17 protein-coding genes and 1 tRNA gene are annotated in these 19,183 nt (G+C 37.8%); 7 read left to right on the forward strand and 11 right to left on the reverse strand.

Annotated features, from left to right (window positions below; genetic code table 11):
* The first annotated feature begins 216 nt into the window (after positions 1–216).
* Positions 217–612, forward strand: a complete 396-nt coding sequence (locus tag C1A47_RS14315) for a hypothetical protein (protein WP_111895699.1) — start codon at positions 217–219, stop codon at positions 610–612.
* A 99-nt stretch (positions 613–711) separates the two neighbouring features.
* Here the strand turns inward: C1A47_RS14315 and C1A47_RS14320 are convergent, their stop codons facing one another.
* From C1A47_RS14320 to C1A47_RS14330, 3 genes are all read right to left on the reverse strand, one after another.
* On the reverse strand, positions 712–1,092 hold the full coding sequence (locus C1A47_RS14320) for an endonuclease domain-containing protein (RefSeq protein WP_111895700.1): 381 nt from the start codon (positions 1,090–1,092) through the stop codon (positions 712–714).
* Positions 1,093–1,244: 152 nt separating this feature from the next.
* Positions 1,245–1,775 carry a YaeQ family protein gene (locus tag C1A47_RS14325; RefSeq protein WP_111895701.1) on the reverse strand — a complete coding sequence of 177 codons (531 nt, stop codon included), beginning with the start codon at positions 1,773–1,775 and terminating at the stop codon, positions 1,245–1,247.
* A 178-nt stretch (positions 1,776–1,953) separates the two neighbouring features.
* Positions 1,954–3,177: an MFS transporter gene (locus tag C1A47_RS14330; protein WP_111895702.1), complete on the reverse strand. Its 1,224-nt coding sequence runs from the start codon at positions 3,175–3,177 to the stop codon at positions 1,954–1,956.
* A gap of 98 nt (positions 3,178–3,275) precedes the next feature.
* Between C1A47_RS14330 and C1A47_RS14335 the strand changes: the two genes are divergently transcribed.
* Positions 3,276–4,046: an AraC family transcriptional regulator gene (locus C1A47_RS14335; RefSeq protein ID WP_111895703.1), complete on the forward strand. Its 771-nt coding sequence runs from the start codon at positions 3,276–3,278 to the stop codon at positions 4,044–4,046.
* Positions 4,047–4,070: 24 nt separating this feature from the next.
* Here C1A47_RS14335 and C1A47_RS14340 read toward each other — a convergent pair whose 3' ends face one another.
* From C1A47_RS14340 to C1A47_RS14350, 3 genes are all read right to left on the reverse strand, one after another.
* Positions 4,071–4,502, reverse strand: a complete 432-nt coding sequence (locus tag C1A47_RS14340) for a hypothetical protein (RefSeq protein ID WP_111895704.1) — start codon at positions 4,500–4,502, stop codon at positions 4,071–4,073.
* A 104-nt stretch (positions 4,503–4,606) separates the two neighbouring features.
* Positions 4,607–5,551: a hypothetical protein gene (locus tag C1A47_RS14345; RefSeq protein WP_227539790.1), complete on the reverse strand. Its 945-nt coding sequence runs from the start codon at positions 5,549–5,551 to the stop codon at positions 4,607–4,609.
* 2 nt (positions 5,552–5,553) lie between these two features.
* A complete protein-coding gene (locus tag C1A47_RS14350; RefSeq protein ID WP_227539791.1) occupies positions 5,554–6,765 on the reverse strand; it encodes a glycosyltransferase in 1,212 nt (403 codons plus the stop codon).
* Between the two features lie 646 nt (positions 6,766–7,411).
* On the opposite strand from C1A47_RS14350, the gene C1A47_RS14355 reads away from it, so the two are divergent.
* Positions 7,412–7,756, forward strand: coding sequence for a transposase (locus C1A47_RS14355; protein WP_162625955.1), 345 nt, complete (start codon positions 7,412–7,414; stop codon positions 7,754–7,756).
* Positions 7,757–8,152: 396 nt separating this feature from the next.
* Here the strand turns inward: C1A47_RS14355 and pgaD are convergent, their stop codons facing one another.
* From pgaD to pgaA, 4 genes are read right to left on the reverse strand one after another with little or no spacing between them, the layout of a single operon-like run.
* Positions 8,153–8,638: a poly-beta-1,6-N-acetyl-D-glucosamine biosynthesis protein PgaD gene (gene pgaD, locus C1A47_RS14360; RefSeq protein WP_111895707.1), complete on the reverse strand. Its 486-nt coding sequence runs from the start codon at positions 8,636–8,638 to the stop codon at positions 8,153–8,155.
* The gene (pgaC, locus tag C1A47_RS14365; protein ID WP_111895708.1) at positions 8,635–9,882 is read right to left on the reverse strand and encodes a poly-beta-1,6-N-acetyl-D-glucosamine synthase; all 1,248 of its coding nucleotides are present in this window, start codon (positions 9,880–9,882) and stop codon (positions 8,635–8,637) included. Before pgaC ends, pgaD begins: the two co-directional genes overlap by 4 nt.
* Positions 9,879–11,666, reverse strand: a complete 1,788-nt coding sequence (gene pgaB / locus C1A47_RS14370; RefSeq protein ID WP_111895709.1) for a poly-beta-1,6-N-acetyl-D-glucosamine N-deacetylase PgaB — start codon at positions 11,664–11,666, stop codon at positions 9,879–9,881. Before pgaB ends, pgaC begins: the two co-directional genes overlap by 4 nt.
* Positions 11,666–14,134, reverse strand: coding sequence for a poly-beta-1,6 N-acetyl-D-glucosamine export porin PgaA (pgaA, locus tag C1A47_RS14375; RefSeq protein ID WP_162625956.1), 2,469 nt, complete (start codon positions 14,132–14,134; stop codon positions 11,666–11,668). The genes pgaB and pgaA overlap by 1 nt, the downstream gene beginning before the upstream one ends.
* A gap of 413 nt (positions 14,135–14,547) precedes the next feature.
* Between pgaA and C1A47_RS14380 the strand changes: the two genes are divergently transcribed.
* The 4 genes from C1A47_RS14380 (at position 14,548) to lon (ending at position 18,571) form a co-directional block, all read left to right on the forward strand.
* Positions 14,548–14,633: transfer RNA gene (locus C1A47_RS14380), tRNA-Leu, on the forward strand.
* A gap of 213 nt (positions 14,634–14,846) precedes the next feature.
* Positions 14,847–15,350 (forward strand): hypothetical protein, encoded by a 504-nt coding sequence (locus tag C1A47_RS14385; protein WP_111895711.1) that lies wholly within the window; start codon positions 14,847–14,849, stop codon positions 15,348–15,350.
* 69 nt (positions 15,351–15,419) lie between these two features.
* On the forward strand, positions 15,420–16,013 hold the full coding sequence (locus C1A47_RS14390; RefSeq protein WP_227539792.1) for a 5-formyltetrahydrofolate cyclo-ligase: 594 nt from the start codon (positions 15,420–15,422) through the stop codon (positions 16,011–16,013).
* A 128-nt stretch (positions 16,014–16,141) separates the two neighbouring features.
* A complete protein-coding gene (gene lon / locus C1A47_RS14395; protein WP_111895713.1) occupies positions 16,142–18,571 on the forward strand; it encodes an endopeptidase La in 2,430 nt (809 codons plus the stop codon).
* A 62-nt stretch (positions 18,572–18,633) separates the two neighbouring features.
* On the opposite strand, the gene C1A47_RS14400 is transcribed toward lon, so the two are convergent.
* Entirely contained in the window at positions 18,634–19,002 is a 369-nt protein-coding gene (locus C1A47_RS14400; RefSeq protein ID WP_111895714.1) for an RcnB family protein, read from the reverse strand.
* Positions 19,003–19,183 lie beyond the last annotated feature (181 nt).

A 19,183-nucleotide genomic window follows, 5' to 3' on the forward strand; every position in this document is an offset into this window, starting at 1 on the left:
TACAGACTCATAAGAGCTGAATATTGATGAATATTAAATAGAGATATTCTATTTAATAAGGGTTTGGTAACCGATATCAATTGGGCATTTTCCATAGGGAATGCAGTAGTGCCTCTTAAATAAAAGCATGGTTTTATTAAGAGTTATATCAAATCCATGTATCCGTGAATCGATAGCCAAAACGACTTACGGCATTAAAAGCTTTAAGGAGTTTTTATGCCTGTTCGTCAGACTGCGCTTAAAGAACAAACCCTATCTCAATACAAAAATCATTCTTATGAATATTTGCTACTCTCTTGGCTCTTAAGTGATGGCTGGGATGCAAGTATGCCTAGTTTGGATGTATACGCCAAAACTGATATTCAAATTTTAGATGGACGCACTGTATATCGTATCCAAGTCAAAAGCCTAGATTCTGCAAATGATAATATTGTTGTTGAAAATAAATGGGAAGATGCAGATATTGACTATGTCATATATTTCTCTAGAAATGCAGAATGGGGCTATATTGTTCCAGCATTCAAAGAAAAAAAACGGAATTTAAAATCCCAAAACCATATTCGCTTTCATCAGCATCCTACTAATTTTCTTAAAAATTTCAATAAAATATAATCCTCCCCAACCCTCCTTTAAAAAGGAGGGAGCATCATGAGTCCAAGATTTACATTCAATTCGTGGGAAAGTCCCCTTTTACTTTATAAAGGTGAGAAACTACGTTTCGCAAGAGGGGGATTCCAACCTCTGTTTCGTAATCCAATAAATCTGCTCCACCACCGCATCAGTTTCAGTCAAAATCTTCCTGTTACTAAACCTCAGCACCAAAAGCCCTAACTCACTTAAAGCCTGATCTCGAATTTGATCTGCTAGAAGCCCATCTTCCGTGTAGTGCTGTCCACCATCACACTCAATGACCAAATTCACTGCGGCACAATAAAAATCCACGATAAAATTAAGAATTGGCTTTTGACGATAAAACTGCAATCCTAAAATTTGTTTACGGCGTAATCTTTGCCATAGCCATTGTTCTGCATCAGTCATATTGCTGCGTAAATCACGCGATGGAAGTTTTAAGTTTTTGTTATATGGCTGCATGAATACACTCTTGGTTTTTATCTTTTATTTCAAATATCTTCGCATAATATCTACCAGATAAAAATAGCGCCCAGATCTTTGTTTTCATTCTTATTTTTATACAAAGAAAGCCCCAACTCAGGAGCTTTCTTTCACATCAAGTAGCGCAAAAATTACTGCAACTTAATCCATTCAACTACTGCTTGACCAGCATCACTCATCAGCGTCCATTCACCATCCATAATGTTGAGCTGTAACTGCATGGTACGCTCACATAAAGCCTGAATTGCAGTCGTGGTTTCTTCCGTTAACTGCCAAACTTCTACATTCTTTAAGGTTTTAAGTTTGCTATTGCGCTTATACCACTCATCCACCGAACTGCCATAAGCAATCACAACAACCTGCTGACAACGCGCACTGGCTTTTTTGACTTTATCTTCATCAGGACAACCGACTTCAATCCATTTTTCAAGCAGACCTGTTAAGTCTTTCTGCCACAAAGCAGGCTCATTCACTTCAAACAAATCTTTGGTAAATTCGAGCTGCTCATCGGCATAGCGAGCAAAAGCCAAAACACGCACCATTAAGCGCTCGATGGTTTCTGAAGGATGCTGCGCCATCGTCAATTGATAATCACCGTAATTGTGATGATCCATATCTGCAATATTGAGGTCTGCTTTATAAATCGTTGCTTTAAGTGCCATGTGCTACACGTTTTCTAAATAAAAATCCGCGCTTAGGATAACCAATTTTAGCTATCCGTGTAGAATATTTTTAAATTTGAATTGGGTTATTACCTAGATTTAGAACCATTCAAATTTAAAAAACAAAACCCTCAAACTTTCAAAATTGAGGGTTTCTTGATTGGCTCAAAGCTTTCAATTATCGAACTTTAGTTTTCGGCAAAAAGACTGCTGCAAAACCGAGTAAAGGTAAGTAAGAACACAAATTAAAAACCCATGCAATGCCATTAATATCGGCCAAATGTCCAAGCCCCGCTGCGGCAATACCACTCACCCCAAACATCAAACCAAACATTAAACCCGCGATCATCCCTACTCGACCTGGCACAGCTTCTTGGGCATAAACCACCATTGCAGCAAAAGCCGATGATAAAATTAACCCTGCAATAACCGACAAAACCGTTGTCCAGAACAAATCTGCATAAGGCATGATGAGTGCAAACGGTGCCATGCCAACAAAAGACACCCAAATCACCGCTTTACGTCCAATCTTGTCGCCAATTGGGCCGCCTGCAAAAGTTCCCAACGCTACAGCAGCCAAAAATGCAAAGAGATGCAACTGAGCTGTTTGCAAGCTAATTTGGAATTTATGAATTAAGTAAAACGTGAAATAGTTACTAATGCTGGCAATATAGGTAAATTTGGCAAACATCAATACAGAAATCGTGCCTAATGCCATCATCAACTCACGCCCATGCAATTTAGTTTGTGCATGAGTTGCACGCGCAGTCATTTGGGTTTTAGCATGTTGAACTGTCCAGCGACTCACGTTGGTTAATACCCAAATTGCAAATAATGCAAAGATCACCAACCATGCCACCGCATGTTGTCCAAACGGCACAATAATCAAAGCCGCTAACAAAGGCCCAATCGCTGTTCCTGTATTACCACCCACCTGAAATGTTGACTGTGCTGTTCCAAAGCGCCCACCCGATGCCATTCGTGCAACTCGCGATGCTTCAGGATGAAAAGTCGATGAGCCCACACCAATCAAAGCCGCAGAAATCAGCAACATGCTAAAACTTGGGGAAAAAGCCAATAAGCAAATCCCCAAAAGTGTCACCCCCATCCCCATTGGTAACAAATAGGGTTTCGGGTGTTTGTCTGTATAAAGCCCAATCCAAGGTTGCAAGAGAGAAGCCGTAATTTGATAGACCAGTGAAATTAAACCCACTTGGGTAAAATTCAGTGAAAAATTGGTTTTGAGCATTGGGTAAATCGCTGGCAGTACCGCTTGAATCAAATCATTAAGTAAATGCGCGAGTGCAACTGCACCCACGATTTTAATGATCATTCCCTGTGGTTGATGATACTGAGTCGCGGTGTTTGCGATCTCATCCTTCAAATCGATTGAGGACTCCATACCCAAAACTCCAATATTGAACTGAGATGTTTATTGTAATTTGTCATTTATACAATTATCTTCCAATAATTAACGCTTAAGTGACAATTTGATTGATTATGCCAAATACTAAATTCAAATCTGATTTAATCATCGGGCTGTCTGCTCAACGTATTTATAAAGACATCACCTACCCTCATGCTCATTTTCGAGCACAACTCCTCTATGCCTCGAAAGGCACGATTCAGGTGTTCACCAACAATCAGGTCTGGATTATTCCACCTATGTGTGCACTTTGGGTTCCTGCACGAGCTGAACACAGTATGGTGTGCTTGAGTCACGTGACACTCACCACCGCATTGATTGAAGAACAGTCAGCACAACAAATGGGAGAACACTGTTTTTTAATTCGGGTGAATAATTTATTGCATGAATTATTGATTCGGCTTAATCAGCTAGATCAACTACAAGCCACCGAACAAGTCAGTTTGCATGACCTATCAACCTCGTTGCAAATCTTAATTTTTGATGAAATTCACCGAGCCAATTCTCTGCCGATCCAGATCCCTTGGCCTAAAGATCAACGACTCATCAAACTTTGCTCTACACTGCTTGACGCGCCACATGACGTCAAAGACCTGAGCACATGGGCAGATGAAATGGGTGCCAGTCCACGCACGCTGATGCGACTGTTTCAACGGGAAACGGGACTGTCCTATCGGGCGTGGATTCAGCAGATGCATATTGCTCATGCCTTAAGTCATATTTCAAATGGCGAATCGATTTCACAGATTTCAAGAAAATTAGGCTATAGCAATCTCAGTGCATTTAGTGCCATGTTTAAACGACATTTAGGGCAAACACCGCAGCAATTTAAAACACGAGCATAAGTTTATTTGAATAATTTTTTGATGCTATTGAATTGAAATTTCTTGAATTTTAAGATGATGCATCATCTCGCGAATCATCACAAAATAAACAAAGACTTGCTGCTGATCTTCCTCAACCTGATGCAAGTAATAGCTTAAATGATCCACAAAATCATTAAAGGCATGTTCTAGCTGTACACGATCAATGGGTTCATCCGTCTTGAAAAATAACTGATTTAACCGTTTCATCATTGGATCAGAAGTCGCTGCTTTACTGTGTACTTGCCTTAATACTGGCTCGGATTCCAATAATTCCTCAATTTGATAAATCATTTTCTCAATCGCCAGCTCAGACCAAACTCCCCTAACTAAGCTCTGTTGCTGAATAAAATCAAGACCCTGAGTCAGGATCATTTTTTGTGAATTCCACTGAAGCTCAATTTTGTCGGTTTTAAGCGAAAATTGGAGTACTTGCATATCAACGTAGCTACCATGAAATAATGTTCAGAGTAAAAAGCCCTTGTCAAATCATTCAAAGGCTTTTCATTATATGGGAAGTTAATTTTGACAATCTAAAAATCTTAGAATTTCATGATCCACTCGCCACGTACATAGTAGTAATTATAATCAGGGCCACTAAACGAAGCACTATTGCTATAACCTGCATTCATACGAAAAAAATGACTGCCACGAACAGGGCTTTGCAGGTTTAATTCAAATAACTGTGTTTGTTGACTAGATGCTTTATTGATTCTTTCCCGACCGATTCCCGTGGTAAAACCCGAAGTCCATCCAGCAAAGCGGTGGCGCCAACCTAGAGCCAACATCGATTCTTCATAGTTTTTAGGATTAAAATAATCACCATCTACATTTTCTTTTGTACTATGGTAAGTCCGATAACGCGCTTGAAGTGTCAATCCCAGATCTAATGATGGCTGATAGATTAATTTAAGACGACCATGATCACGTCGATTATCATCTGAAAAAAATTGAGAACCGACCAATCCCACTACAGTAAGATGCTCATTGATGCCTTGATCCATAGATGCACCAACAAAGGTAAAATTTACGCCTCGATCGAGTGAATTAGCGGTTTCAACCAGATCACGATTTGCAAATACTTCTATCGCGGTTTTTTTAGCTAAAGCTGCTCTGTAGCTTCCATCAAAGGTCAATATCGTATGGCTACTCTCTGTAAATAAACCTGAATCTACATACCAACCATTTGCAGTTGCAGTATCTATTCTTCTGCCAATAAAAGATATTTTTTGGCCATCACGGCTCCAATTGCTTGATCTATATTGATAAGCTCTTGTGCGTACGCCGAGATAATTATCACCACTTTCATATTTAGGAAAAAATTCAGCAGACAACTTACGGGTTTGAAAACCATCACTGTCATCGCTAAAAAAAAACTCTGTTCCAGCAGCCAACTCTGAATCGCTTTGCTTCTGTTCATTTGCAAAACTGTTCATACTCATCAACATTAATAAAGGAAAACCAATCAGTAGTTTGATATTTTCCATCTTCATTTCGTCCCCCATGTTTTTCGTGTTCTCAATATTTCATCTAGATATCCAAGAACACTCGCTGGCTGCAACAAAAAGCTATATGCCAGTACATATATAAAAAAACCGCTATAATTCTTACGAACTTTCAATTCCATGTCATTAAACATACGAAGCTCTATCGAATAGTTTAAGAGACCGAGTAAGATCGCCATTGGAAGTAAAGCCAATGTCACAATCCCAACAATCCAATAATAACCAAAACAAGCTAAGACCAGCCCAGGTAAAAACCCAAAGGTAAACGCCAAATCCAGCCAAGGGAAAAGTAAATTCCAATAAATAAAAAATGTCGATAACCGAGGTTTAATTAAAATAGATGGATGCTGGATAAATGCCTCCATCATTCCTCTGGCCCATCGCTGACGCTGCCTAATAAATGTCTTAAGAGTCGTAGGTGCATTCGTAAAAATACAGGCATCTTCACAATGCCCAACTCGATACCCCGCATTGAGTAATGCCCAAGTCAGCACAATATCTTCACCAACACAGTGAGGCCATCCACCCACTTCAATCAAGGCAGCACGATCATAAAGAGAGAATGCCCCTTGAGCCACTAAGGTGCCTTGATACAAGGACTGCATGCGTTTTGTCGCTGAAATTCCAAGAAAATAATCCCATTCCTGAGTTCTTGTAAGTAAATTTACCCTTGAATTGCGAACCAAAACTTTTCCAGCAACAGCTCGGGTGTTGGGTGGGTCAAGCACATAACGTTGAACAATATTAATCAGCGCAACACGGTGTAAATATGAATCGGCATCTAACGTAACAATATAATCATGATCTGCTCGCTTTAATCCTTCATTTAAAACATGTGCCTTTCCAGAATTTTTTTCAAAATCAAGTAAACTGAGCCATGCATATTGTGCTTGTAAATTTCGAACAATGTTGGCTGTCTCATCTTTAGAGCCATCATTAATCACGATCACCTGTAATGCCCCAGGATAATCCTGACGAGCAATACTCATCAACGTATCAGCAATAGATGTTTCTTCATTATAAGCAGCGATAAGAATTGTAATGCCTGGATAAGATGCAAGGCTCTTTCGACGTGGTCGTCTATCCATCATTAAGCTGATCGCAGCAAAAGAATTCATAAAACCTGGAATAATTGCGATGCCATAAACAAGAAAAATTGCAGCGAACCAACCAACCAGTTTAGAAAGATCATGCATCCAATTTTGGGATATCCATATTGAAAATGCTGTCCAGCAACAAGCACCAATAAGCGCTAAAATAAATTTAACTCTTACGGCCACATAAAATCGAGACATCCCATTGCCCCCAAAAAGTCAAAATGCTTTTCAATCAAGTATAAAATTACTCATATAATTATAGATAATAGATTAAATTATATCCAACTGAAAAATCAGTATTTTTGAGAAATTTATAATTATTTAGTCGAATTTCTTATGTACAAATCCAATTCGATCATTCATATTTTTTTCAGAAATAAATAGAAAATCATCAAAACCAAAAAATATTAGTTCTCATTTACAATTTTAACTGTACCCATATTTTCTGATTTATATTTGTCCCCTGTTTTTAATATGCATGCATCATCAACATCTGAAATACAAGAAATCAAAAAAGCTTTCTAAAATATAGTTCATGTAATACACAGGCATCTCAATCAACTTTTTTAAGTGTTAAACAACTAAAGATATGGCGACAGTTTAGCGTGGAAGATCAGGTTCTCTTCTTTCTCAGTAATTGACGTGAATACCAAACCTTATTTCATGTTGCTACAAGATATGGCGTTTCAGAGCCAAGGCATCCCGAATTGTACGTCATATTGAAGACTGTCTAATTCAGTCTAATTTGTTTAATTTACCGAAAAAATTACCTGAAGGTGAAAGCATAGACTGGAATGTGGTGATTGTAGATGCCGCAGAAATTCCGATCCAAAGACCTAAATTACAGAAGAAAAGTGATCGAGGCAAAAAAGTAGATACTTTTAAAGCACAAGCCGTGATCCAATACAAAACTCAGCAAATTCTGAGTTTATGTAGTCGTCATGGTGCTGTGCAGGATTTCGAGCTATTCAAACGTAACTTAAATCAAATTCCTGTTGATGCTTTTATTCTTGAAGATAAAAGCTCTAAGGAATTTATACAAAGTATCCGAATAACTTATTATCTAAAAAACATTAGACTTTTTTCATGATTGCTTAAACCCTCTTTCTTTTTCTCCCTGAGTCAAATTTAAATATATTTCAATGCAGCGCAAGAGAAATAAAAAAGGACTTATGAAAGAAGTCTATTGTGAATTATTTTATTTTTATAACTCAAAAAATAATTATTCATAGTTAATAAAATTAATATTAAACACTTCCTCTATCTTTTTGAGAAAATTAGAATGAGGGGGCTGCATTGTGATTTATGGTTTAAATACGACTGATGAAAGAAATTTAAGATACAAGGTGGTCTATAATAAAAAAATTAAAAAAGTGACTAACAAATAATTTTCATATTATATAAAAAATCATACAAGTTAATCACTTCATTTCACATAAACTTTCAATATATTCATTCTCATTTACAAGTTGGTTTATAAAAAATATTACTTCATAATATTATATTGCTCTAACAATCCATCATCATCATAATGCAAAATAATATTAGATCCTTGTTGCAATTTAAGAACATCATTCTGAGTCAATGAAAAATCCTGAGCAAATTCTTCAATTGGTGTGTTTTGAGATTTGTGTCTACGTTCCTTATGATTAAATCTAACCCAATTATATGATGCCCATATAATCAGCAATAAACTAAAAATTAATATACCAATCCCAATATACATCAAGCCATGTAATTGTGCATACATCGTATCATTGAAAATATATTTTTTAACAATCGTGAACTCAAAGTACCATAAAAATAGTGTAATTAATGGAAAGATAATCAGAATAAATAAAATCCATCCGATCAATTGCAATAAATAACCAGCTGTTTTATTTTTGACATAGTCAGGATTATCAATATACGCTGGTAAATCGAGCTTTGATTCATCTTCTATGATTTGATAATCAAGGACTGGATTACTCATAATTTCTCTCCTTTAAAACCACGATCTGGACTCACCCAACGTGCACGTTTTTTAGGTAAAAATAATGCTCTCGGTACTGCAACAACGGTTGTTAAGGTTGTCACCAACCAAAAGAAAAGTGGATACCAAATCACCCAAAAGTAATTTCGGAAAAAACGATGTTTGCCATCATAGCGTTTATCAATCCATAGACTGACCGTAAACTGAATCAAGCAGGTAAAGCCCAATATCGCACCATACCATTCAGGTAAAAGTGTTTTAACAAAAATCTCGCTTGGAATATGAAAGAAAACACCCAGAAAATACAGGATAAAAATAAGCAGCATGATATAAGACCACGTCACGCTCATTATTGTTTCTAAAATAATGATCCACATACGGCGTAATCGCCATTTAAACATATGCTTTGTATAATCACGTAAGACTTCCATACCACCTTGTGCCCAACGCAATCGCTGTTTGCATAAACCCACAAATGTTTCAGGCATATAAATATAGCAAAGTGCTTGAGGAATATACTGGATATCCCAGTGGCTAAACTGTAGTTTCCACGAGATATCAATATCTTCTGTCAACTTATCATCAGACCAGAAACCCACCTGTTCAACTGCTGTTTTACGAAATCCCGCTATAACACCAGAAACAGTAAAAAGTCGTCCATAAGTTCGTTGTGCACGCTTAATTAAACCGATAATTGAAGAAAACTCACCAACTTGCAATTTTCCCAGAATACTTGAACGGTTAATAATACGAGGATTCCCCGTTACAGCACCCACACGAGGCAACTTGACCATCGGATCCATCATCCATAGCACAGCATGTGGATGAAGTAATGCATCGCCATCAATACAGATCAAGTATTCATACTTACTGACCAAAACAGCAGAGCGTAATGCAAATGCCTTACCTTGGTTCTTCGCCAAATGTACCACTCTTAAATTGCTATATTGACTTTGCAATTCATCTAGGATTTGTCCTGTTCGATCTGTACTACCATCATTAACCGCGATAATTTCAAATTGAGGATATTGTGTTTGAGATGCATAACGGATTGTGTCTCTTATATGCTCTTCCTCATTAAAACAGGGAATAAGAATACTACACCCTTCATCTGTAGGTCTTGGAACAGGATGTTTCGGAAATTCTCGTTTGAAGAAAAACCAGATACCACCAACAATCCAGATCCATGCCATAAACAAGGGGTATAAAAATGCAAAATCAAATAAATATTTTAACCAGCTCATGGGCCTTTCTCCATATTCATATCATTTTTAAATGGATTTTTATAATCGAATGGACTGTTGGTTTGGCTGAGTGGGGTATAAAGATACTTATGAAAAAACATCCCATTTTCTAAACTATATTGATTTGCTCCAATGTTTTGAATTCCCATTTTTTGCAAATCAATTAATGTTTTTTGTGCTGCCTTCCAGTCAGCTTCTGATTTTAGATTTTTTACATCCATGCTAAAAGATATTCGAGATTTTGTAGATAATGGCAATCCACCAAAAACCGTTTTCAACATTTTTGTTTGCTGTTTATCTGCAGGTTTATCCAAAATAAAATCAACAAACTCAAAATGCTTCATCAGATTTGGTAAAACATTATCCATAGATTGTTCTAAATCTGGAGTAAGTGGAACCCGAAGACCAAATCGGAATGTCTTACTTACATTTGAATAATAGACTGCCGATTGCTGAATTTTGTCGAACCACTGCATTTTTTCTGGTGATGTAATTTCTGATATATCACCATCAGATTGCAAAAATAGCCCAGATAAACCCGTATTATTTTTCATCAAATCCACAACAAATGGCTTTAACTTTTGTGGCTGATTTTTAAAATCACTTAATGGAATATTTGCATAAACGTCCGCAGCCAGCCGTGTTTGAATTTGCCAAGTCGCTCGATTCATCACGTCTTGAGACATCGGAAAAACAGTATTTGGAAAAAAGGCAGCCTGATGTGTTTGGTTAAAAACATCGATAAAAACCTTATGGACTGCTAAAGCCTGTATTCGATCAAGCATCATACCTAGACGCTGATCATCATATTGTCCTGTTGCGCCAACCAAATCATCAAGTTTAATCGTAATGCTATGCCTGATGTCTATTTTCAAATCTTCATGATACTTCACAACATTAATGAGTTCTTGTTGGACTTCTTCCGAGTCTGGATTACCCAACAACAAGATTCTTTTGTAGGTTCGATCATTAATTTGATTAATTCCAGATCGGCCTAAACTAAATGAAATCGGCAAACCCGCTTTTTTGGCAATATCCTCGGTTTCTGGCGTTACAGCACCATAAGGCCAAATGACTGCTTTGACTTGAATACCTAGCTGTTTTTCCAAGATCTGTTTTGATTTCAATAAATCATTATAAATTCGCTGTTGGTATTCTTGATCGGTTTCATAGCGTTGTTGGTTTTTCAAATATTGCCGAGTAATTGCAGAGGGTTCTTCATTTCCTTGTGGATTTGCTAAAATCCCAACATGTAAACTGTCTGTATGACTGACGAAATCAACCAATCCAGACTTTTGCATTTCCCTCATTTCATTCCAAGTCATAAAATTTTCAGGATTCTTGTAAGTGATTTCATCGTCAAATTTGGTCGTTTTGTTTGTCCAACCCGTCATAATCGCAAAGACAGCAGGAAACTTATATTCTTTCAACAATGGAAAAACTTGGGTATAGCCGCTGACTAATCCATCATCAAAACTTAAGACAATTGCATTTGGAGGAAGTGGTTTTTTCCCTTCACGAGCATCAATAATTTGTTGCACTGAAACAGGATGCCATTTTGAATGGCTTAACCAGTCAAAAAATTCAGCAAGACTTCGAGAATTCACCGCATATGGATCAGCATCATCTTTTTTCATAACGTCTTCTCTTACATTATGAAAATTCAATGCAATTGACTGATTTTGCTCTAATATGCTGTCAGGTACAGCGGCATATGCTTGTACGAACAAAAAATTTGAAAGTACAAAAACACATGGCAATATTTTTTGATTAAATTTTATCATTAGAAAACACCCCTGAATCCTACCAGACCATAGACTCGATCTTCTTGCCGTCCATCATAAGGGTGTCTTGTCATGCCAATTCCGTATTCGAACTGCCATGTACGAGACAATGACCACTGGTGCATGTATTGCACATTCCAAGTTGCCTTGGTTCCATAATTTTTTTGATTGTAGAACCCTGTACCTACCTCAAAATGCTGAGTGAAACTTTGGTTATATTTTCTCCATGTGATCCAATCATGCATTAGAGTGATATTCATCGCATAGTATTGTTCAGGGCTGAAATATTCGAGATTTTGTTTACTGTTGGAGCCATAGCCTGCACTCACAAGCATATCGGTTATATGATGTGGAGAAGCCTGAATGCGCTGGGTAAAATCAAAAGTCCAGTCTTGTTGTTTATTGCCATCGGAAATATCCGTATAACCATAGGTCAATGCAGCTGAACGTGATTCATTTTGACGCCACATGATACTTGCCAAATACAACTGTCCATCCTTTTTATTCTGGATGGCTTGTAAAGGAATTGGCGCCTGACTGTTGTACTGCAAATGATATTGCCAGTTATCATTGAGCCACTGCGACCAGTTTAGATCCACACCTGTTTTTTCATGATGTGAATTTTGCGACAATGCCACAGTTAAATCTTTACGATTAGATGCCCATTCCAAACCTAAACCATAACGATCATCTCGAATATTACCGATATCGAAATGACCGCTCCGATTTTGAGAAAAGGCAAAAAGACGGTAATTGTCATACATCCATGGTGCATTCAATTGCGTATAACTGTCTAAATCTCGGGTTCCTCTTAAGGTTTGATTGACCTGATCCGAATTGCTATGTCCCCAATCCGTTTCATGAGTAATACTAAAATGATCCCGATCAGCCATTTCTTTGCGGCTTTTCATCACGGTTGTATCATTTGGGTACAATTCTAACGCATGTGCTAGATCTCTTTTCCAAGCCTGAATGTTGCCTAAATCCTGATCGTTTTCTACCTGATTTATTAATGTATTTTTATCTGGCTCAGTGTTTGTTAATCTTGCCAAAGTCATTTTGGCATGAAGTGGCTGCTCTCTCCACCGCTGTATCGTGGCTAGATTATTAAGGTAAAGTGAACTATTCGGTGTTTTCGCAACAACATCCTGATAATATTTTTCTGATTTATCAAACTCATTGCGATACGCGTAATTTAAACCTTTTAAGGTAATATACTCATAGCGATCATCGGCAGTCGTCCGATCTTCACCGATAACATTGCTGTAGTGATATATTGGAATAAGATGATCAACATCCTTAATCAATTGATCTGCTTGCTGATACTTTTCTTGCTCAATATACGAATAGTAAAGACCAGAATAAACTTCCATATCTGGATAATTCTTTTCTTTCAATAAACTCAGATATAAAGGTTCGGCTTGTTGTGGCTTTTTTATTCGCAAATATGCATTTGCCAGTGCATGTCTGACATATGGAGGCATTTCTGTATAAGGGCGATTTAGTTGCTGTGCATATGAAATCGCTTCATAAGATCGTTCGCGGAAACTGAGCGCATAAATATAGTTATAGTAAAAATTAAAATATCCTGGCTTGCCTCTAGAAACCCGTTTTTGCAAATTTGTTGCTTGATCTAGACATTTATCCAAATTTGCATAACTCACCTTGTCTCCTTCACCATGACTTGATAAATACTTGTAACGCTCTATTGCATGTTTAATATCTTGACTAAACTGCAAAAGTTCCAGATTTAAAGATAAATCTGATTTTTTGTCATTTAAATTACTATGTGCCTTTAAAAACTGATCTGCCTCCGAAAGACTTCCTGCATCAATCAATGCATAGAAATACTCTTCCTGTACACTCGCAGACTCTGGGGCTTTTTGATACGCAAGACCAGCAGCATTCAAACTTTCTATCGGCTTGCCTGACATACGATATGCATAAGAGACCTGAGTCAGTTCATCTGCATTTAAATTATCCAGGGGAATACCTGTTAAAGTGCTAATTGCATCTTGTGGCTGATTTAATTCCGCATATAGAACCGCTTTAAGCACTTGTAACTGGATACTTTTATTGTATGGCTCAAATTTTTTCAGCCACATCAAAGCAAGACTGAATTGTTGTTGATCCCTAAGCCCCTGAACCACTGGAATCTGGGCATACTCAGGAAATTGCTTCGCCTGAATCCGCTGGAGTAAAGCAATATCGTCCTGATTAACTTTCTGTGTCTGAAATCGTAATGTTAAATAATCCGCGAGTACAACTTGGTCATCGGGATATTGAGATATTAATGAATGGAACAAAGACATTCCTTGTTCAACTTGTCCCTGCCTAACCAGAACAACAGCTTTTTCACGAGATGATTTTAACGCTACTGATTCTTCAGTGGCATGGGCAACCGATATCGGTATGATCAACAGAGAAGTAATGCAACTCATTGCACTACGATAATTAAATATAGTCAATTTCGGCATCCTTTTATTCTAAGTTTTTAATGTTCTTTTCTAATAACTATTACTCTATTCCTATTCATCATAAAAGTATATTGTTTGTTTTTTAGACAAACCTAATATGTTTACCTACCCCTGCCAATTTTTAAAGCATCAAAAAAAATGAACCTTAGATACAGTTTTTTTTGTATTTTTTAAAAAACTTTACTTCGAAAGAACTCTTCAATTTTTCAAGAAAAGTTCATCAATATTTAAAAAAACTTTCTCCCCCACAAAAAAAACAGCATTTTTCAAATAATCAACTCACTATATATTTTTAAGAACTATTCTATTTTTTATACAAAAAAACAATCATTTGAATAATTTTAGAGCAAATGCCATAAGTTATTGTTGCCAACAAAAATAACTTGTTTTATGATTGCGCCCATGCCCGGGTGGTGAAATAGGTAGACACAGGGGATTTAAAATCCCCCGCCCACAAAGCGTGCCGGTTCGAGTCCGGCCCCGGGCACCATTTTAAAACTGTTAAAATGGTGCCAAAAATATCCAGCGAAAGCTGGTTTTTTTATGCTTATAAATTTCGCCTCTGCACTTATTGTCATTACAGATCCATAACAAAATTTTCAATTCTTATCTTTTTTACAGCACAGTACACACCAAAAATCCATGCTTTCTCCTGCATGATATTCGTTTAGGTTTTTTATTTATTTTTAGCTTTGGTCTATCTATGAATCCATTGGTGATTGTCTGTTTATGTCTTTCTTCATACGCTTTAGTCTCTTGTAAACCCACGGATTCAGATTCACAAAAAATCAACTTTAGCCACAATCAACTTTTTGATATTCAAAATGATATGGCATTATTACAGACTCTATCACTCCGACAAAATCAGGAAAGTGCTATTTTTCAGCAACAAGCTCTTAACGTAATCAGATCTGGAAATTCAAAGCAAATTGATCAGGTGGTTCAAAATCTGCAGCAGCAAGTAGATCAATTTAATCAGCAATTACGTAATCTTGTTCTTAGTAGTACAGAAGTCGATACCATCCGAAGAAAAATGATTCGTAGCTACAATTTAAGTATGGAACTTGCTCAACAAGGCGCTGCCAAACAACCTGATACTCAAAAAATAGAACGATTACAACAGCAACTTACAAAAGTGCAGGATGAAATTCATCAGCTACAAGATCAAGCTCTGTCAAAAATCAATCATGCAAAGCTAGCTTCATAGGCTATTTCACTTTACTCAACTGTTTTTAATCGTAATACTTGGGCATACAAGATTGTCATGAATCAATCAATGAATACTCATCATCTCGATTTAAACAAGCTCCGCCGACAATTACGCCAACAACGTCGCCGCCTTGATTGTTTCCAGCAACGTCAAGCTGCTCAAGCTGTACTGAATAGACTTCGTTATCATCCCACTATTCGTAAATCTAAAAAAATTGGCTTGTATTTAGATGCTTTTGGGGAAATTCCTACAACAGGTTTAATTGAACTCTGTTTTAAACTGAATAAAGAAGTCTATTTACCTAAAATTTGTAATATGAATCAAAATTTATTTTGGGTAAAAATTTCTCGACAACAATTTTATACGCGGCGCTTTGCCATGCATCGCTTAGGAATGCTAGAACCACAACAGCGAGGTATTGCGGTACAACATCTTGATGTGTTATGTATGCCTTTACTGGCTTGTGATACAACAGGTATGCGTTTAGGTATGGGGGGAGGTTTTTATGACCGCACTTTAGCCAAAACTAAACAACGTCCATATCGTTTAGGGCTCGCACATGATTTTCAACGGCTCAACTTTATCCTTCCACATCAAGCATGGGATCAACCCTTACATGCACTTTGCACACCACACCACTATCAGGTTTTCACGCTATAGAGGACTGATCCAAATTTAATCAAAACCATTGTTTTTTATTTTTTTCACAAAACTTACCCTTGTAATTTAAAAAAAACACATCACTATAAAAATCATGGCAACACTGTTGTCACTCATTAGGAGTGCCCATGACTGAACAAATTTTGAACATTGAAAGTTCTGAAGAACTGACAATTCCAAGCGTATTACCATTATTAGCATTACGTGATGTAGTGGTATATCCACACATGCAAATCGCGCTTTTTGTTGGTCGTGAAAAATCAATAAAAGCTGTTGATGTGGCGCGTAGCAGTGACAATTTAGTTTTTGTAGTCGCACAAAAGGACTCACTCACTGAAGAGATTGATCAGGAAAACCTGTATCAATACGGTACAGTGGCGAAAATTGTGCAAGTTGTGAACCATGAAAACGATGAAAACTGTATTAAAGTTTTAATCGAAGGTTTACATCGTGCAAAACTAGAAAAGATCATTGATCAAACAGATTACTTTACGGCTGAGCATGCCTTAAGCCCAATGAGTGTAGAATTAGACCAAGACACTAAAGACGAACGCTTGCAAGAATTGAAAGCTTTATTTGCACAATACGCAGAAGCAAAATTGCGTAATGCGCGTGAGCTAATCACTGCTGCAAATAAAATCGAAGATTTACAGCAGCTTCTTTTCTTTGTCGCAACACGTGTTCCACTCAATATAGAAGTAAAGCAGAACTTCTTGGAACATGACGAATTTGAAGCACACTTAAAAGAGTTAATGACTTATTTGTTGCAACAATCTGAAGAGCAACAAATTGAGCAAACACTGCATGATAGTGTTAAACGCCAAATGGAAAAAAATCAGCGCGAATACTTCCTCAATGAAAAGATGAAAGTGATTCAGCGCGAACTTTCCGATATGAATGGCGGTGCTGAGGATGATGTTGCTGAGCTTGAAAAACGTCTAGCTGAAGCAGACTTGCCAGAGCATGTCCGTAAAAAAGCAGAAGCTGAGTTCCGTAAACTCAAAGCCATGCAACCTGCTTCAAGTGAAGCGGCTGTGGTTCGCAACTACCTTGATGTGATCTTAGATACGCCTTGGAACAAAGCCAGCAAAGTTAGCATTAACTTGCAAAAAGCACAGGAAATTCTGGATGCAGACCATTACGGCTTAGATGATGTGAAAGACCGTATTGTGGAATATCTTGCAGTACAGTCTCGTGTGAAAAAGCTCAAAGGTCCTATTCTGTGTCTAGTCGGACCTCCAGGTGTGGGTAAAACTTCACTCGGTGAATCTGTCGCAAAAGCAACAGGCCGTGAATTTGTGCGTATGGCTTTAGGTGGCGTACGTGACGAAGCAGAAATTCGTGGTCACCGCCGTACTTATATTGGAGCAATGCCGGGTAAAATCGTACAGTCTCTCAGTAAAGTTGGTGTAAAAAACCCACTGTTCTTGCTTGATGAAATCGACAAGATGGCTCAAGACTACCGTGGCGACCCTGCATCAGCATTGCTTGAAGTGCTTGACCCTTCTCAAAATAGTAAGTTTAACGATCACTATTTAGATTTGGATCTCGACCTTTCAGAAGTCATGTTTATTTGTACAGCCAACAGTATGAATATTCCTGAGGCTTTGTTAGACCGTATGGAAGTGATTCGTCTACCGGGTTATACCGAAGATGAGAAAATTAAGATTGCTGAACGCTATTTAGTTCCTAAAGCAATTAAGAACAATGGTTTACGTGCTAAAGAATTGACCGTTCATGAAGAAGCGATTCGTGACATTGTACAGCGTTATACACGTGAAGCAGGTGTTCGTAGTCTTGAACGTGAAGTCTCGAAAATTGCGCGCAAAGTAGTCAAAGAAGCCGTCAGTAAAAAGGCGAAAAACCTTCAAATTGAAGTGACTTCGAACAATTTACCAAACTACCTTGGTCCACATAAGTTTGACTTTGGTATAGCTGAAGAAGAAGCACAAATTGGTCGTGTCAATGGTTTGGCTTGGACATCTGTCGGCGGTGAGTTACTCACCATTGAAGTTGCTGCTGTGAAAGGTAAAGGTAAATTTATTACCACAGGTTCACTCGGTGATGTCATGAAAGAGTCGATCACCACTGCTATGACTGTTGTTCGTACCCGTGCGGATGAGTTAGGCATTGAAGCATCACGCTTTGAAGAAACTGACATTCATGTACACCTACCTGAAGGTGCGACTCCAAAAGATGGTCCTTCAGCAGGCTTGGCACTGACAACGGCATTGGTTTCTGCTTTCACAGGCATTCCAATTCGTGCAGATATTGCAATGACAGGTGAAACTACCCTTGGTGGTCGTGCACTACGTATTGGTGGTTTAAAAGAAAAGTTACTTGCGGCTCACCGTGGAGGCATCAAACTAGTCTTTATCCCACAAGACAATGTCCGTGACTTGGCTGAAATTCCAGACAATGTAAAAGAAGGTTTGGAAATTAAGGCGGTTAAAAGCATTGATGAGATTTTGCCATTGGCACTCACTCAACAGCCTACACCATTGCCAAAAACACCCATTGTAAAAGCAGTGGCGGAAAGTCAAAGTGCTCGTCACTAAACTAAATCAGATAAATAAAAAACCACTTCTTCGGAAGTGGTTTTTTTATGGCTTAAACCATATTAATGAAAATGTGGTCCTAGCAAAATTTGAGTAATAATACTTGATGCGACTGCAACCAGAACAAAATCACCATCTATTCTCATCCAGCGATGCCCATACGGTGGCGGTGGTAAATGTTCTTCATGCCAATCAACATAATAGTGATCATCCATATAATCACGTGGAATATATTCCCCTTCATGCCAGTAACGCACAGGGTGGTCGCGCCAATGATGTCTTGGGCCATCCCAACCATGGTCATAGTGGTGTTCATAATAAACTGGTGGCCCACGCCGATCATCATGATCCCATGGATCGGCTAAAGTTAAACCAGAAGCAAGACTGGTACTGACTGCCAATGCAGCTGCCATCCATTTTGACTTACGCATTATTTTCTCCTTCGATTTTACAACACGATATTGCTGTAAAATCATTGATACGTGTCTCAATTCAGTGATTACTGTTGATAACTACTCTACTTCTACATTTAAGATAAACCGTGTAGATCAACACCAAGTTGTGCAATGGTTTGTCTAGTTTTTCTCGGTAATTTACAGCGATTTTTTAACA

The organism is Acinetobacter sp. MB5 (assembly GCF_003261585.1).
Classification (GTDB): domain Bacteria; phylum Pseudomonadota; class Gammaproteobacteria; order Pseudomonadales; family Moraxellaceae; genus Acinetobacter.

Coding starts and splice junctions, on each gene's coding strand:
- C1A47_RS14315 (WP_111895699.1), top strand. CDS start 217: ATGCCTGTTCGTCAGACTGCGCTTAAAGAACAAACCCTATCTCAATAC.
- C1A47_RS14320 (WP_111895700.1), bottom strand. CDS start 1,092: ATGCAGCCATATAACAAAAACTTAAAACTTCCATCGCGTGATTTACGC.
- C1A47_RS14325 (WP_111895701.1), bottom strand. CDS start 1,775: ATGGCACTTAAAGCAACGATTTATAAAGCAGACCTCAATATTGCAGAT.
- C1A47_RS14330 (WP_111895702.1), bottom strand. CDS start 3,177: ATGGAGTCCTCAATCGATTTGAAGGATGAGATCGCAAACACCGCGACT.
- C1A47_RS14335 (WP_111895703.1), top strand. CDS start 3,276: ATGCCAAATACTAAATTCAAATCTGATTTAATCATCGGGCTGTCTGCT.
- C1A47_RS14340 (WP_111895704.1), bottom strand. CDS start 4,502: ATGCAAGTACTCCAATTTTCGCTTAAAACCGACAAAATTGAGCTTCAG.
- C1A47_RS14345 (WP_227539790.1), bottom strand. CDS start 5,551: ATGGAAAATATCAAACTACTGATTGGTTTTCCTTTATTAATGTTGATG.
- C1A47_RS14350 (WP_227539791.1), bottom strand. CDS start 6,765: ATGCATGATCTTTCTAAACTGGTTGGTTGGTTCGCTGCAATTTTTCTT.
- pgaD (WP_111895707.1), bottom strand. CDS start 8,638: ATGAGTAATCCAGTCCTTGATTATCAAATCATAGAAGATGAATCAAAG.
- pgaC (WP_111895708.1), bottom strand. CDS start 9,882: ATGAGCTGGTTAAAATATTTATTTGATTTTGCATTTTTATACCCCTTG.
- pgaB (WP_111895709.1), bottom strand. CDS start 11,666: ATGATAAAATTTAATCAAAAAATATTGCCATGTGTTTTTGTACTTTCA.
- C1A47_RS14385 (WP_111895711.1), top strand. CDS start 14,847: ATGAATCCATTGGTGATTGTCTGTTTATGTCTTTCTTCATACGCTTTA.
- C1A47_RS14390 (WP_227539792.1), top strand. CDS start 15,420: ATGAATACTCATCATCTCGATTTAAACAAGCTCCGCCGACAATTACGC.
- lon (WP_111895713.1), top strand. CDS start 16,142: ATGACTGAACAAATTTTGAACATTGAAAGTTCTGAAGAACTGACAATT.
- C1A47_RS14400 (WP_111895714.1), bottom strand. CDS start 19,002: ATGCGTAAGTCAAAATGGATGGCAGCTGCATTGGCAGTCAGTACCAGT.